This window comes from Lacinutrix sp. Bg11-31, assembly GCF_002831665.1.
Taxonomy (GTDB): domain Bacteria; phylum Bacteroidota; class Bacteroidia; order Flavobacteriales; family Flavobacteriaceae; genus Lacinutrix.
In genome coordinates this window covers 3,487,932-3,502,987 of the sequence record NZ_CP025118.1, presented here as the reverse complement: position 1 = coordinate 3,502,987, position 15,056 = coordinate 3,487,932, and the positions used below count along the sequence as shown (strand labels likewise).

14 protein-coding genes are annotated in these 15,056 nt (G+C 32.2%); 9 read left to right on the top strand and 5 right to left on the bottom strand.

All coding sequences use genetic code 11. From position 1 onward, the window contains the following. Positions 1-9 precede the first annotated feature (9 nt). The 6 genes from CW733_RS15640 to CW733_RS15615 all read left to right on the top strand — a co-directional run bounded on the left by CW733_RS15640 (position 10) and on the right by CW733_RS15615 (position 4,395). Entirely contained in the window at positions 10-480 is a 471-nt protein-coding gene (locus tag CW733_RS15640) for a GNAT family N-acetyltransferase (RefSeq protein WP_100998353.1), read from the top strand. Beyond that, a complete protein-coding gene (locus CW733_RS15635) occupies positions 477-1,205 on the top strand; it encodes a M15 family metallopeptidase (protein WP_100998351.1) in 729 nt (242 codons plus the stop codon). The genes CW733_RS15640 and CW733_RS15635 overlap by 4 nt, the downstream gene beginning before the upstream one ends. A gap of 29 nt (positions 1,206-1,234) precedes the next feature. After that, positions 1,235-2,002: a M48 family metalloprotease gene (locus tag CW733_RS15630; RefSeq protein ID WP_100998349.1), complete on the top strand. Its 768-nt coding sequence runs from the start codon at positions 1,235-1,237 to the stop codon at positions 2,000-2,002. 80 nt (positions 2,003-2,082) lie between these two features. Beyond that, positions 2,083-3,600, top strand: a complete 1,518-nt coding sequence (gpmI, locus tag CW733_RS15625; RefSeq protein ID WP_100998347.1) for a 2,3-bisphosphoglycerate-independent phosphoglycerate mutase — start codon at positions 2,083-2,085, stop codon at positions 3,598-3,600. A 1-nt stretch (position 3,601) separates the two neighbouring features. After that, entirely contained in the window at positions 3,602-3,922 is a 321-nt protein-coding gene (locus tag CW733_RS15620; protein ID WP_100998345.1) for a hypothetical protein, read from the top strand. A 71-nt stretch (positions 3,923-3,993) separates the two neighbouring features. Continuing rightward, positions 3,994-4,395 (top strand): BT0820 family HAD-type phosphatase, encoded by a 402-nt coding sequence (locus tag CW733_RS15615; protein ID WP_100998343.1) that lies wholly within the window; start codon positions 3,994-3,996, stop codon positions 4,393-4,395. Here CW733_RS15615 and CW733_RS15610 read toward each other — a convergent pair. Beyond that, a complete protein-coding gene (locus tag CW733_RS15610) occupies positions 4,392-5,663 on the bottom strand; it encodes an acetyl-CoA hydrolase/transferase family protein (RefSeq protein WP_100998341.1) in 1,272 nt (423 codons plus the stop codon). The genes CW733_RS15615 and CW733_RS15610 overlap by 4 nt on opposite strands. Before the next feature lie 122 nt (positions 5,664-5,785). Here CW733_RS15610 and map point away from each other — a divergent pair, with 122 nt between their 5' ends. From map to CW733_RS15590, 3 genes are all read left to right on the top strand, one after another. After that, complete coding sequence (map, locus tag CW733_RS15605; protein ID WP_100998339.1) at positions 5,786-6,604, top strand: type I methionyl aminopeptidase; 819 nt, start codon at positions 5,786-5,788, stop codon at positions 6,602-6,604. A 205-nt stretch (positions 6,605-6,809) separates the two neighbouring features. Next, a complete protein-coding gene (locus CW733_RS15595; RefSeq protein ID WP_100998335.1) occupies positions 6,810-7,574 on the top strand; it encodes a class I SAM-dependent methyltransferase in 765 nt (254 codons plus the stop codon). Positions 7,575-7,587: 13 nt separating this feature from the next. Then, positions 7,588-7,956, top strand: coding sequence for a DUF423 domain-containing protein (locus CW733_RS15590; RefSeq protein WP_100998891.1), 369 nt, complete (start codon positions 7,588-7,590; stop codon positions 7,954-7,956). A gap of 193 nt (positions 7,957-8,149) precedes the next feature. On the opposite strand, the gene CW733_RS15585 is transcribed toward CW733_RS15590, so the two are convergent. From CW733_RS15585 to CW733_RS15570, 4 genes are all read right to left on the bottom strand, one after another. Next, positions 8,150-8,479 carry a hypothetical protein gene (locus CW733_RS15585; protein WP_100998333.1) on the bottom strand — a complete coding sequence of 110 codons (330 nt, stop codon included), beginning with the start codon at positions 8,477-8,479 and terminating at the stop codon, positions 8,150-8,152. Positions 8,480-8,586: 107 nt separating this feature from the next. After that, positions 8,587-9,387: a T9SS type A sorting domain-containing protein gene (locus tag CW733_RS15580; RefSeq protein ID WP_100998331.1), complete on the bottom strand. Its 801-nt coding sequence runs from the start codon at positions 9,385-9,387 to the stop codon at positions 8,587-8,589. 47 nt (positions 9,388-9,434) lie between these two features. Then, positions 9,435-10,907: a T9SS type A sorting domain-containing protein gene (locus tag CW733_RS15575; RefSeq protein WP_100998329.1), complete on the bottom strand. Its 1,473-nt coding sequence runs from the start codon at positions 10,905-10,907 to the stop codon at positions 9,435-9,437. 158 nt (positions 10,908-11,065) lie between these two features. Beyond that, on the bottom strand, positions 11,066-15,043 hold the full coding sequence (locus CW733_RS15570) for a choice-of-anchor Q domain-containing protein (RefSeq protein WP_100998327.1): 3,978 nt from the start codon (positions 15,041-15,043) through the stop codon (positions 11,066-11,068). Positions 15,044-15,056 lie beyond the last annotated feature (13 nt).

The following is a 15,056-nucleotide window of genomic DNA, read 5'->3' as shown; positions in this document are numbered from 1 at the left end:
ACAATCTACATGTCTCTTAAGTTTGAAGCAATAAATAATTCTGAAATTAAGATTAAACAAATAAAAGGCTTAGATACTATTCCTGTAAGACATGCCGTATTACGAAAAGGAAAGCCAATTGAAGCTTGTCCAATTCCTCAAGATGATTTAGAAAGCACTTTTCATTTCGGCTTATTCTATCAAAATAAACTAGTTGGAGTTTGTACTTTTGTAATCGACCAATCGCATTATTTTAATGATGCCAAACAATATAGATTGCGTGCAATGGGTGTTTTAGACAACTACCAAGGCCTTAATTTTGGAAAACAACTATTAAATCATGGCGTCGTTTTTCTAAAAGAAAAAAATATAGGCCGCTTGTGGTTTAATGCTCGTATTAATGCTGTCAATTTTTATAAAAATAATGGGTTCGAAACAATTGGTAATATTTTTGATATACCAAACGTAGGCGACCATTACGTAATGCACAAAAAATTATGAATAAATACTTTTTAATAAAACTCACAACATTAATTGTTATAGCTTTATCAATTCTTCCGCAACTTACTTTTGCACAAAACACTATTTCTGCTGAAGAATTAATAGGAAAAGGTAATCCCCAATTATTTGGAGAAGGCTACAAATTACGAGAAGAAGCTTATATAGCTTTCAAAAAAATGCAAGCCGAAGCTTTAAAAAGCAATATTAAAATTGGAGTCGTTTCAAGCTATAGAAATTTCGCCCACCAAAAACGTATTTGGGAACGCAAATTTAAAAGCAATCAAACTAAAGGACTTTCACCAACAATAAACATCGACAAAATAATAGAATACTCTACTATTCCTGGAACATCAAGACACCATTGGGCTACAGATATCGATATTTACCAAACCAACGTCAAGCAACCAAGAGGTTTATTGTTAGAAAGCAATTTTCATAATAATGGTGCTTTTTGTAAGCTTAAAGAATGGATGGATATTCATGCTAAAGATTATGGTTTCTATTTAGTTTATACCGATTTACCTAACAGAAAAGGTTTTAAATATGAACCTTGGCATTACAGCTATAAACCATTATCGTCTCAATATCTAAAAGCTTATAAACAATTAGATATTGCAAAAATTCTAAAAACAGATAAGCTCTTAGGAAGTAAAAATTTAACTAAAGTCTTCATTACCAAATACTCAGTAGAAAATATTTTAGATATTAATCCTGAATTTTTGTAACTTTATAAACTAATTAACATAATTCAACAATGAAAAGAGGAGGACTTAAAGGACGATTATTAATAGGTGTGGCAATTGCTGCATTTTTTTTAATCAAACATTATATGAGCAGAGAGACAAATCCTTATACTGGAAAAGTACAAGCGATTTCTATGACTACAGACGAAGAGATACAAATGGGTCTAGCAAGTATAAACCAAATGGCTCAACAACATGGTGGACTATACCCAAACGAGCAATACCAAGCCTTAGTAGATAATGTTGGCAATAAACTAGTTAATAATAGTATAGCTAAAGACACACCTTATAAATACGAGTTTCACTTATTAGCAGACGCAAACACAATTAATGCCTTTGCTTTACCTGGTGGCCAAATATGTATAACCTATGCTCTATTCTCCAAATTAAAAAATGAAGATCAGCTCGCTGGTGTTTTAGGCCATGAAATTGGCCATGTATTAGGAAAGCATTCTGCCGAAAGAATTGCAAGCAGTAAAATGTGGCAAGGCCTAAGCACAGCTGGTTCTGTTGGTGCAGATATGGGAGGAATTGTTAACCAAATAGGAAACGGAACATTACTTAAAAATGGACGTGGAGACGAACTAGAAAGTGATGAACTTGGCGTACGTTTTATGATGCGTGCTGGTTACGATCCAGAAGAAATGATTGGTGTTATGCAAATTCTAAAAGATGCAGCAGGACCTAACCGCCAACCAGAGTTTTCAAGCTCTCATCCAGATCCAGACAATAGAATAGAACACATTAGAGCAGCTATAGAAAAGTATAGACGTAACTAAATCGTTTTCGTTAATTATAGTACAAAGTCCTGCGTTTGCGGGACTTTTGTTATTATATTTGTTACTCAAACTTTAAGAAAATGAACAAAAAAGTCATCCTTATGATACTTGATGGTTGGGGAAAAAGCCCAGACCCAAAAGTCTCTGCCATAGATAATGCCAACACATCTTTTATCGATAGTTTATATACAAAATATGGACATGCACAGTTAAGAACAGACGGTTTACATGTTGGTTTACCAGAAGGTCAAATGGGAAACAGCGAAGTTGGACACATGAATTTGGGTGCAGGACGTATTGTTTATCAAGATTTAGCGAAAATTAATTTAGCAATAGAAAACAATACTTTAGCTCAAGAAAAAGTATTAGTAGATGCTTTTAATTACGCTAAAGCGGAAGGCAAAAATATTCATTTATTAGGTTTAGTTAGTAATGGTGGTGTGCACTCTCATATTAACCACATCAAAGCATTAATAGATGCATCAGAAAGTGCAGGTGTAAAAAACACTTACATTCACGCCTTTACAGATGGTCGTGATGTGGATCCAAAATCTGGAAAAGGATTTGTTGAAGACTTAGAAAATTACACTCAGAATAAGAATACAGAAATAGCATCTATAACTGGTCGCTATTATGCAATGGATCGCGATAATCGTTGGGAACGTGTTAAACTTTCTTATGATGCTTTAGTTAATGGTACAGGTGAGTTATCTAATAACTTAACCGAAAGTATTCAAAAACATTATGATGCAGATATTACAGACGAATTTATAAAACCAATTATAAAATCGAACACTAAAGGACTTCCATTAGCTACAATAAAAGAAGACGATGTTGTTCTTTTCTTCAATTTTAGAACAGATAGAGGTCGTGAGTTAACAGATGCATTGTATCAAAACGATCATCACGAACAGAACATGCATAAATTGAATTTGTATTATGTTACAATGACGAATTATGGTGATGCATTTAGTGGCATTCATATTATTTTCGATAAAGACAATATCACAGAAACTTTAGGTGAAGTCTTAGAAAAAAATAACAAAACACAAATTAGAATTGCTGAAACTGAAAAATATCCTCACGTTACTTTTTTCTTTTCTGGTGGAAGAGAAGCACCTTTTAAAGGCGAATCTCGCATATTAAAAAACTCACCAAAAGTAGCAACTTACGACTTAAAACCAGAAATGAGTGCTTTTGAATTAACCGATGCCTTAGTACCAGAATTACAAAAAGGCGAAGTCGATTTTGTGTGTTTAAACTTTGCAAATGGTGATATGGTTGGGCACACAGGCTCAATGCCTGCTGCTATTAAAGCATGTGAAGCTGTAGATACTTGTGTAGAAAAAGTAGTAACAACTGCCTTAGAAAATAATTACACAGTTTTACTTATCGCAGATCATGGAAACTGTGAAACGATGATGAATCCAGATGGATCACCAAACACAGCACACACAACTAATCCTGTTCCAATTATATTAATTGACAACGAATTAAAAGAAATTAAAGATGGTGTTTTAGGCGACTTAGCTCCTACTATTCTAAAACTTATGGGTCTAGAAAAACCTAAAGTAATGACACAGGAAAGTTTAGTTTAAAATGAAAAAACTAATAATTGTATTTTTCGTACTTATTGGTTTCACTAACTGTAAAGATTATAATCCTAAAAAGTTTGAAGCTACAAGATGGAAAAATGCTAGCCCAAGAGAAAAAGGACTTATGGCTTCAGATTTAGTTGAGAGCAAAATATTAATTGGCAAAAGTAAAGCTGAAGTATTAGAACTTATTGGTAAGCCTAAAGACAGTAGCAACATTAACTTTCATTATCTAATTGAATTTGGATATATGGCTCCTTTTTATTTAGATGTAAATTTTCAAAAAAACAAAAACAAAGTTATCAATGTAACGCTTGCTGATTAATTTCAATTGCATTTCAACTCTGTTCTACAACTTATTATTAAATCGTATTTTTACAATCAATTATATCTTAAATGAACATTTCTAAAAGACTTATTATTGCTGTAGATTTCGATGGAACTATTGTGGAAGATGGCTATCCAGGAATTGGAGACGAGCGTTTATTTGCATTCGACACCTTAAAACGTTTACAAGCAGATGGACATCGTTTGATTTTATGGACCTATCGTCACGGAAAGAAATTAGATGAAGCTGTAGAATATTGCAAAACTAATGGTATAGATTTTTACGCTATAAATCGAAGCTTTCCAGAAGAGGAAAACCTGGACAACGCAAGCAGAAAAATTCATGCCGATTTATTTATAGACGATAGAAATATTGGAGGTATTCTTGGTTGGGGAGAAATATACCAAATGCTTACAAACGAAATACCTCAACCCAAACAAAAAAAGAAAAAAAGATGGTTTAAATTTTAACCACCTATCATTTCAAAATAAGACCTCTCTATTGTCTCTCTATGATCTGGATGTGCAATATTAACTAATGCTTTTACGCGCTGTTTTATTGTTTTACCGTAAAGGTTTGCAACACCATATTCTGTTACGACATAATGTACATGAGAACGTGTAGTAACAACTCCTGCTCCTGGCTTTAAAGCTGGAACAATTCTACTAATACCTTTACTTGTAATAGATGGCAAAGCAATAATAGCTTTACCTCCTTCGCTTAAAGAAGCTCCTCTTATAAAATCCATTTGACCTCCAACACCAGAATACATATTTGCGCCTATAGAATCTGCACAAACCTGTCCTGTTACATCTACTTCTATTGCAGAGTTTATAGCTACCATTTTGGGATTTTGCTTAATAATAGATACATCATTTGTATAATTTGAAGCACGCATTTCTACAAAAGGATTATCATCTACATAATCGTACAAACGTTGAGAACCTATTAAAAAAGTTGACAATGCGCGACCACGATTTATTGCTTTATAATTTCCTGTTATAACATTATTAAGAATTAAGTCTATTACGCCATCCGAAAACATTTCGGTATGCAATCCTAAATCTTTATGATTAGTTAATCTTGTCAATACAGCATTTGGAATACTTCCAATTCCCATTTGAAGTGTACTTCTGTCTTCAATTAAATTAGCAACATAAGCACCTATTTTCTCTTCAATAGCATTTGGAGCAACAACAGCATGACCTGGAAGTGGTTGATGATTCTCTACAAAAATATCAATCTCTGAAACATGAATAATTCCAGCTCCATGAGTTCTTGGCATATATTTATTAATCTGTGCAATAACAGTTGTTGCGTTATCAATAGCTGCTAAAGTTGCTTCTACAGAAACACCTAAAGAGCAATAACCATGACGATCTGGAACAGAAACATGAATAAAAGCGACATCTAAATCAATGATACTGCGTTTAAACAACGAAGGCAATTCACTTAAAAAAACAGGAGTATAAGATCCATTTCCAGCCTTTAAAGTATGTCTCACATTTTTTCCAATAAAAAAAGAATTAACATGAAAACTATCTCTAAATTCAGGGTTAGCATAAGGGGCAGCACCTTCTGTATGTAAATGGCAAATCTCTACACCTTTTAATTCCTCGTGTCTGGCAGACACAGCTTGTATTAAAGATTGTGGAGCTGCGGCTGCAGCTTGAATATAAATACGACTGTTAGATTTTATTACTTTTACAGCTTCTTCTGCTGCTATTGGAGAATACATAATATTAATTTTTAGAGTACAAAAATACTATGGTTAATACTCTTAAAAACTGCCAAAAGTCATCTTTTGAAAACAAAAAAAGCATTTTATTTTAAGTATCTTTGCACCATTAATTTTGAATTATGATTATAGTAAAAACAAGAGAAGAAATAGAACTAATGCGTGAAGCTGCACTTGTAGTTTCTAAAACTCTAGGTGAAGTTGCCAAAGCTGTTAAACCAGGTGTAACAACATTAGAATTAGATAAAATTGCAGAAGAATGTATTAGAGACCAAGGTGCAGTACCTGGCTTTTTAGGATTGTACGACTTTCCAAACACACTTTGCATGAGTCCTAATTCTCAAGTAGTACATGGTATACCTAACAATACACCTTTAGTAGAAGGTGATATTATTTCTATAGATTGTGGATCTATAAAAAATGGTTTTTATGGTGATCATGCTTACACTTTTGCTGTAGGCGAAATAGATCCAGAAACCGAAAAATTATTACAAGTTACCAAAGAGTCTTTATACCTTGGTATTAAAGAACTAAAAGTTGGTAATCGTGTTGGCGATGTTGGTTATGCAATACAAAAATATTGCGAAGATCATGGCTACGGTGTGGTAAGAGAATTAGTTGGACATGGATTAGGACGCGTAATGCACGAAGATCCAGAAATGCCAAACTACGGAAAACGTGGTCGTGGTAAAAAGTTTATTGAAGGTATGGTTGTTGCCATAGAACCTATGATTAATCTTGGAACACAACGCATTAAACAACATAGAGATGGTTGGACTATTACTACTCAAGATAATAAACCTAGTGCTCATTTTGAACATGATGTAGCGATTATAGATGGTAAACCTGAGATACTATCTACTTTTGCTTATGTTTATGAAGCTTTAGGTATTGTGAGTAATGAGGAAGATGAGTTTAGACAGAAAGCTTTAGTGCTTTAATTATGAAAATAAAACACCTTTTAGCTTTCATCATTTTCGGTTTTATTTTTAACATAATAGGAACTTTATTTAAAATCCAACATTGGCCATATGCTAGTGAAATTTTAACAATTGGAACTTTAATAAAAGTAATTTTTGGTATTCTATTAATCTACAAAATACTAACTACAGATAAGTTTAAAGATTTTTTAAATTTGTAACAACTTTGAAAAAACTCTTCAAATTAATACTCAACACCATACCAAGACCGTTACTAATTAGGTTAAGCTATGTTGCACGACCAATTTTAGCTTTCTTTTTAAAAGGCAATACATTTACAGATCCAATAGACGGTAAAAGCTTCAAATCTTTTCTACCTTATGGTTATGGCGAACAACGTAATAACGTATTATCTCCTTCTACTTTATCTTTAGAAAGACACCGATTATTATGGTTGTATCTACAAAACGAAACCGATTTCTTTTCTGCTAAAAAAAGCGTACTTCATTTTGCTCCAGAACAGTGTTTCTTAAAACGTTTTAAAGCATTAGATAATCTTGATTATACTACAACCGATTTACTATCTCCTATTGCAGATGTAAAAGCAGATATTTGTAACCTTCCGTTTGAAGATAATAGTTACGATATTATTTTGTGTAATCATGTTTTAGAACATATTCCAGACGATACTGAGGCTATGCGAGAGCTGTTTCGCGTTATGAAACCTGGTGGTTATGGGATTTTTCAGATTCCTCAAGATTTATCTAGAACTACTACCTTTGAAGATGATACTATAACAGATAAAAAAGAACGTGCTAAAATATTTGGTCAATACGATCATGTGCGTGTTTATGGTCATGATTACTTTAATAAACTCAGAGAGATTGGTTTTATGGTAAATGAAGAAGATTACACTGCAAGACTTACTAAAGAAGAAATTAGCAAATACTGCTTAGCCCAAGGAGAAATTATTCCTATTGTTTACAAATAAAATTCTAATAGTAATGACACAAGAAATTATAATTGCTACAGGTACCTTTTTTGGAATGTTATCTGTAATATTTGGAGCCTTTGGCGCTCATGCTCTAAAAAAGATTTTATCTAACGAGCAGTTACATAGTTTTGATGTTGGCGTAAAATACCAAATGTATCATGCTATTGTTTTATTAGTTTTAGGTTTTAATTCTAAAAATGTAACCTCTACAATATACTGGTGCTTTACACTAGGTATTATACTATTCTCTTTTAGCATTTACGGATTAATTTTATCTGATGCTAAAGGAAAAAAACTTCGCTTTCTAGGACCTATTACTCCTCTTGGAGGATTACTTTTAGTAATTGGCTGGTTACTATTACTAATTAATGCTTTTTAATAAAACTACAGAAGTTAGATTCTTAATACTCACATTAACCAGAAGGTTGATTATACGGTAAATCCTTCCGCGGAAGCGATAAAGAAGGCCATTATATAGAGACCAAATTATTACTATAGTTAATAAAAAAAGGAAGGCCTAAATTAGACTTCCCTTTTTTCAGAATTGATTAATAGCTTCTTTTGTGCTTTTATTACATTACTTTGGAAAGCTTAATGGTTTTACCGCAATGTTTAGATTCAATTTTAAAAATTACATCTCCTTTTTTTCCTTTGCTTGCCCAACGTACTTCTTTTCCAGTATTACAACCAATACTAGTACTTGACCCTTTGTTAAGCGATACAAAACCGGTTCCTGTGTAGATACTTACTTTCTCTTTAGTATCATTAATAAGTTTAAAACTGCTACCTATTGTTGCTTTGCTTATTGCTTCTACTTTTGGTTGGTTTTCTTCGGAAATATTTTTAGTTTCAGAAAAAAACAATGCACTAAATAGACTTAATGTTACGAGTATTATTTTCATATAATTTTGATATTATTTATTAATTACTGTAAAGATTCTCTATTAAACTGAATAATAAACCTTTTACTTTCTGAAACCGGATTTTCAGTTTCTAAAACACACAAAACCTACTGTTTAATAAAACGTTTGGTTGAGATATTTCCTATTTCATCTTGAATTTCAATTAAATACATACCTGTTTTTAAGTTTGATATTGTTATTTTTTTTGATGTTGTCTCTAAAACTTTCATCCCTAAAACAGTATAAATAGTTGCTTTTTTTAATTCCCTATTTATTTTAATATTTAAAACAGAAATTGTTGGGTTTGGATATAAAGACACTAAATCTAACTTAAATTCCTCTACGCTTAGCAATGCTGGACAACTTGCATTATAACTTGCAGAAGCAGGAACATCCCAATTAGAATTAGGCGTAAAACCTGCATCTATTTGCACACAAGTAACAGTACTATTTACAACATTAAAACGAGTAACATTACTATTATTTCCATTTTCCATATTTATAGCTGTAATAGCTGTAGTGTGTCCTTTAAAATCTACAAGAAATGCAAGCATACTTAGATCTAAAATTCCAGAAACACCAGTTTGCTCTATAAGCAATTGTGTAAGTTTTGTGTTTTGACTAACATTAATACTTGTAAGTGATGAATTGCCAAAAGCCTGTAAAGATATAATCTCTGTAAAAGCTTCAATTCCTGTTAAATCTTGAATATTTAAATTTGAAACAGAAATAGTTCCTGTATATGCACTTGCCTCACTTACTTGTATTTCTGCATCATTATTTATATTTATATTATTATTAGCAACTAAAGCTGCCTTAAAATTTACATCTGGTATGTTTACATTCTGAGCATTTATACCTATTAGCATATTGAAGAAAGTATAAATGAATAGTAATCTTGTTTTCATAATTGTTTTTTTTGAGTTAATATTTTTAAAATTAGTTTGGTATTCTTTTAATTTTTAATGAATCGTTTTGTTGAAATACTTCCGTTTTCATCTTCAATTGAAATTAAATACATACCGCTTTTTAAATTTAATGTGGTTATATTTTTTGATGCTGTTTCTAAAATCTTAACTCCTAAAACAGAATAAATAGTTGCTTGTTTTAAGTTGCCCTTAGTTTTAATATTTAAAACTGACGTTGTTGGATTTGGATATAATGCGACATGAGCTAACTCGAAATTAGCAACACTAAGAGTAGGACAGTTATCACTATAAGTTGCAGCTGCATCTTTTTGCCAATTTGCTGTTGGTGTAAAACCCGTATCTATTTGTATACAATTTAGGTTAGAATTACCTAAAGCATTAACGCCTCCAAAAATATCAGAATTATTACCGTTTGCGACGTTTAAAGCAGACAACTCATTGTTTTCACAATTTAAAAAACCTAACCCAGTATTTAATGAAACATCTAAATTGGTAATCGAATTATCCATACAAGCCAAAATATTTAAAGATGTATTAAAAGAGACATCTAGAGTTGTCAACGCGTTTTGAGCAAAATTTAGACTATACAAATCTAAATTATTAGTTAAATCTAAACCTGTAAGATTATTAGACACACAGCTTAACTCGGTCAAGTCTGAATTAAAAGATGTATTTATAGTTGATAAAGAATTATAATGACATCTTAAAACAGCTAAATCTACATTACTTGTTACATCTAGCGTCGTTAGCAAGTTATTAGAACAATCTAAAAGCGTTAAATTTGTATTTGATGATACATCTATAGTTGTTAAATTATTATTCTTACAACGTAATGTGTTTAGTAGCGGAAACTGTTCAATACCTGTTAAATCAGAGATATTTAAAGCATTAAGAAACATGTCTCCATTAAAGCTAGAAGCTTCTGTACATTGTATTTCGTTATCTCCATTGGTATTAATGTTACTATTACCTATTAAATAGGTTTTAAAATTTGCGTCTGGTATATTTACATCACTACATACAGGAATAGAAAATACAATATCATCTATTGAAAATCTCGCTACACCATTACTCTTTGTAATTGTAAAGCTGGTAACATTTGTCCAACCTACATTTATGGTACTTCCTACTGATGCAGCTATACTTTGCGTAACATTAGAGTTTGTTCCTCCTGCTGGCCAGAATGTCCAGTTACCTGCAACACCATTTCCATCAAAAGCAAATATGGATTGAACGTTTATTGGATCACTAAATGTAACTGTCATAGAGTTAACGTTTCCTGTAGAAGTTATAATATTCCCATTAGATCCTGCGTATCCTCCTCCATTAAGCACTTCTACAGTATTTGAAGAATTGGTACACTCAGCTTGTACTCCTGCAACATTTTGACTTACAGAAATGCTTCCATTAAATGAGACTGAACTCCAATCATAAGTATAAGTTTGAGCATAGCTTAATGTTGATATTAGTGTGAATAATAAAAGTAATTTGTTTTTCATAATAAGTGGTATTTTATAATATTTTGACAAATATCTAACAAGAAACGTGTGAGAAATTATGGTAATTTCTGAAAGCGTTCTTTCGGTTTCCGAAAAAACAAAAAACCTCGCAAGCTTTACGCTTACGAGATTTAAAACAATAATTACTAACTAAAAAACTACTGTTTAATAAAACGTTTGGTGGTTACACTTCCTGTTTCATTTTCTATTTTGATTAAATACATTCCAGATTGTAAATTAGAAGTATTTATGGTTTTAGATGTGATTTTTAAAACCTCCGTTCCTAAAACAGAATAGATTGTTGCTTGTTTTAAGTTGCTCTTCATTTTAATATTTAAAACTGAAGTTGTTGGGTTTGGGTATAGTTTTATTTCTTTTTTATAAAATTCAAAATCGCCTACACCTAAAGTAGTTACATACTCATAAGCTCCCATATCTACATTTGTATTAAAAATTCTTGCAGCTCCACTTAAATCTGTTGATCCTATTACATAAGTATTATCTCCTGCATCTATTGCTGGCGAACTTGAACTTAATGTGTAATCATTAGTTGCAGCATTTAAAAATAATGGATCTGCAGTACTAACATTAACTTTAAAAGATGGAGGTAATGTTGAAAAATTATCTGGATCTATAGAGTTACTAACCAAAACACTTGTAATAAATGTAGAATGTCCTTTAGTTAAAGCTGGTGTTGTTACGCCTCCAGCTCCTGTATTATTAAAGAAAACACTATTAGATACTGCAGAAGTATGCGTTGCTCCAGAATTTCTTGAAAGACTTACAGCTCCTCGTTGGGTACTTGCTCTAGTACCAATATCTGAATTCCCTGTAAATGTACAATTTGATATATTTGATGTTAATGTACTACTAGCTGTATTTGCTCGCAACCAAATAGCACTTCCTGTAAAACCATCTGCACCATTACGGTTTCTAGATTCGTTATTATAAAATAATGAATTTGAAATTTCTACATCATGTGTAATTGCACCATCATTAATAACATAAACACCTACTCCATAATTACCCATATTATTGTAAAACTGGCTAGAATTTACAGTCAGCATAGTTGTTGTATTTGGTCTAGTGTATATTGATGCTCCACCAATAGCTACATTATTTCTAAAAACACATTTATCTACTACTAAATTTACAGCAGTTGAAGCTATAAAAATTCCTGCTCCAGCCCCATCATTACCACTAGTTGCATTTGCCTGACCTCCAGAAACTGCTATTCCATTTACTAAAATATCATTCCCATTTATGGTTATTACGTGGTAGTTATTTTCGGCTCTGTTAGCTTCAGAGAAACCTAAAGCCGTATCGTTATCATTAATATCACCACTTAAAATAGTTTCATTAATAAGATGATTACGTTGTGAAATATCTGTTTCGGTTCCATCAAAACCTCCATAAACCTCTAAATTATCTATATTAAAGTTGAAGGTGTTTGAGCGACTTCCAGCTGTAGGTTTATAGATACCTTGTGCAACCCATATTTTATCTCCAGACTGTGCAACTGCAAGTGCTTCTTGAATAGTTGTAAAAGCATTTACCCAGTTTTTCCCTATACTTGTTCCTGTAGCATTTAAATCTACAAACCAAGGTGTGTTAAATCCTATAGTTTGCATTACGTATGCTGCTGGTGTTCCATTACAATATGCACGAATGTAAACATCATAAAAACCATCATTTAAACCAGTTATGGTGTGAGACTGCGTTGTAAGGCTACTAACAGTAGTTCCATTTCCCATTGGCTGCCCAGATGTTACATAAATTAAATCGAAAGGTCCAGATGGATTAAAAGGATGCAACCAAGTTAATATTGCTGTTCCTGGTGAGCCTGAAACGCTCGTAAATTTATAATTAAACAACTCGTTACAATTACGAGTAAGCTCGTAAGCTCCCATATCTACTGTAGTACCAATAATTCTTCTGTTTCCTGCTAAATCTGTAACAATATCATTTTCTACTTTAGTATTGTCTCCAGCATCAGCTGCTGGTGAGTTACCTTGTAATGTATAATCACTTAATGCGCTATTAGTAAAAAGAGGGTCTGCTGTTATTGTATTTAGGTTCCCTTGCCCAATAGTATTGTCTACGTTTGTATAACCAGCACCATAAAAGGTAGATGTACCATATTCATCAAGAATACTTGCATTTCTTGTATTGTTCCAAAAAATAGAATTTGAGATATCTAAATCAGGAGGAAGACCACCATTATACCTACCTCCAACAACAACTCCTCTATCTGCAGTTGCCAATGTTCCAGAATCGGTATTGTTTACAAATGTACAATTGTTTATACGCATATTTAGAACACCTCCATTAGTACCATAATAACCTAAAGCTGGACCTGATGCTCCTGGCCTATTAGGTTCGTCTTCAATTTTATTACCTTCAAAAAGCGTATTATTAATATAAACAGTACCTGATGTACTACTAGATTTTCCGAAGTAAAAATATGCTCCTGCATAATATGTACTTAAATTATTTCTAAAAATTGAGTTTTCAATTTTTACATCACCAGTTCTATTTAATTGGCATTGAAATCCTGCTGCAGAATTTACTGCCACATTATTTTCGATAATCATATTTCTTAAAACAAAACCATCTGCTTCTACATTTTTTATAATTCCTGCTCCATTAACTCCTTCGCCACCACTAACAGTAAAACCATCAATTATTACATTGTCTGCATCTACTTTTAATACATTTATACTGTTATCTGATCTTGATGTGTTATTATAACTTAAAGTACTATTGTCATTTGCAAACAAATCGCCCGAAAGAATAGTTGGATTTGTTCCTAAAACACGATTAGACAAACTGGTTTCTGTTCCAGCAAAACCACCATATACACCTACATTATTAACGGTAAGCGTAAAACTTATAGAGGTATCAAAAACATCTGGATTATAAACGCCTCCTTTTACCCAAATTTCACTCATTTGTGTTGCTGCTGCAAATGCTGCGTTTACTGTTGTGTATGCATTAGTCCAGCTACTACCATCGTTTATTCCTGAAGCACCAGAATCTACATAGATTATTGAAGTTGGTGTACTAAATGTAATTGCATTAGACCAATTAGACCAAACTCCTGGAGCTTGACAATCTTTTCTTAAATAAAGATCATATGTTTTATTAGCTAATAAACCAGGTATTATTCCATTTACACCATATAAATTAGATGTAAAAACGGCTGTATTAAATGGCATTCCAGATTCTACTATTGCAGCTTCATAAGTACTATTACTTGCTGCAGGAAGTATAATTGTAGCTTGACCAGAGTTAATGTTGGTTACAGAAAAGTCTGAAGCATCTGGCGGAACACAAAACCCACCATTATCACGAATAGAAACTACTTCTGGTGTTGTTAAAACTCTTTCATATACATAAATATCATCAATTTCATCTAAATAAACATCTGTACTCAACAACTGTGGTAAAGTAGCTTTATTTGCGACAGTTAAATTTTGATTTACATTAAGCGGATTATCTATTGAAAATGAGTTTTGATTGTTTTTCTGAAAAGATTCTGCCACTCCATCAATATATATATTGAAATAGTATGTTAAAAGATAATGTGCATTTGCATAATTACCAACTTCTGGATATGTTCTTCTGTTTGTAATTACAATATGATGCCAGTTGCCATCGTCTATATTTGTAGTATTTGTATAAGAAAAGGAGTTTTGAGTGTTTGCTCCTCCAGGTGCATTACTTTGTACATACGAACCGTCTATTCCTATTTTCCCATCTTGTAAATGAATGAAAAAACCTGTTTCAAATGTCCCAAATCCTGAGCCAGTTCTTACACTTTTATCGAAAACGGTTCGTTTAACAGCATCGTTTGTAGTAGTTTTTACCCAAAAACTTAAAGAAGAATTTGTAGAATTATAATTACCTCTGGTTAGGTAATCGCCATTTAATAGTTGCGAATCGCCAGCTGTTAAAAGTCTATCAACACTTGAGACACCAGCAGTTCCTGCTCTCACTAGATCTTCTACGCCAGGATTTATTTCGTTAATAAGAGATCCTGAAGTAAATAAATACCTGCTAATCTCATCTGTAGGAAGTTGAGCAAAGGAGAAACTACTTATTAAAAGTAGTATTAAGAGTAACTTGTTTTTCATAATATGAGTTTTT

What these genes read in the sequence shown, in the direction of transcription:
- CW733_RS15610 (WP_100998341.1), bottom strand. Translation starts at nt 5,663, where the DNA reads ATGTATTCTCCAATAGCAGCAGAAGAAGCTGTAAAAGTAATAAAATCT.
- CW733_RS15570 (WP_100998327.1), bottom strand. Translation starts at nt 15,043, where the DNA reads ATGAAAAACAAGTTACTCTTAATACTACTTTTAATAAGTAGTTTCTCC.
- CW733_RS15615 (WP_100998343.1), top strand. Translation starts at nt 3,994, where the DNA reads ATGAACATTTCTAAAAGACTTATTATTGCTGTAGATTTCGATGGAACT.
- CW733_RS15585 (WP_100998333.1), bottom strand. Translation starts at nt 8,479, where the DNA reads ATGAAAATAATACTCGTAACATTAAGTCTATTTAGTGCATTGTTTTTT.
- map (WP_100998339.1), top strand. Translation starts at nt 5,786, where the DNA reads ATGATTATAGTAAAAACAAGAGAAGAAATAGAACTAATGCGTGAAGCT.
- CW733_RS15580 (WP_100998331.1), bottom strand. Translation starts at nt 9,387, where the DNA reads ATGAAAACAAGATTACTATTCATTTATACTTTCTTCAATATGCTAATA.
- CW733_RS15640 (WP_100998353.1), top strand. Translation starts at nt 10, where the DNA reads ATGTCTCTTAAGTTTGAAGCAATAAATAATTCTGAAATTAAGATTAAA.
- CW733_RS15590 (WP_100998891.1), top strand. Translation starts at nt 7,588, where the DNA reads ATGACACAAGAAATTATAATTGCTACAGGTACCTTTTTTGGAATGTTA.
- CW733_RS15635 (WP_100998351.1), top strand. Translation starts at nt 477, where the DNA reads ATGAATAAATACTTTTTAATAAAACTCACAACATTAATTGTTATAGCT.
- CW733_RS15630 (WP_100998349.1), top strand. Translation starts at nt 1,235, where the DNA reads ATGAAAAGAGGAGGACTTAAAGGACGATTATTAATAGGTGTGGCAATT.
- gpmI (WP_100998347.1), top strand. Translation starts at nt 2,083, where the DNA reads ATGAACAAAAAAGTCATCCTTATGATACTTGATGGTTGGGGAAAAAGC.
- CW733_RS15620 (WP_100998345.1), top strand. Translation starts at nt 3,602, where the DNA reads ATGAAAAAACTAATAATTGTATTTTTCGTACTTATTGGTTTCACTAAC.
- CW733_RS15575 (WP_100998329.1), bottom strand. Translation starts at nt 10,907, where the DNA reads ATGAAAAACAAATTACTTTTATTATTCACACTAATATCAACATTAAGC.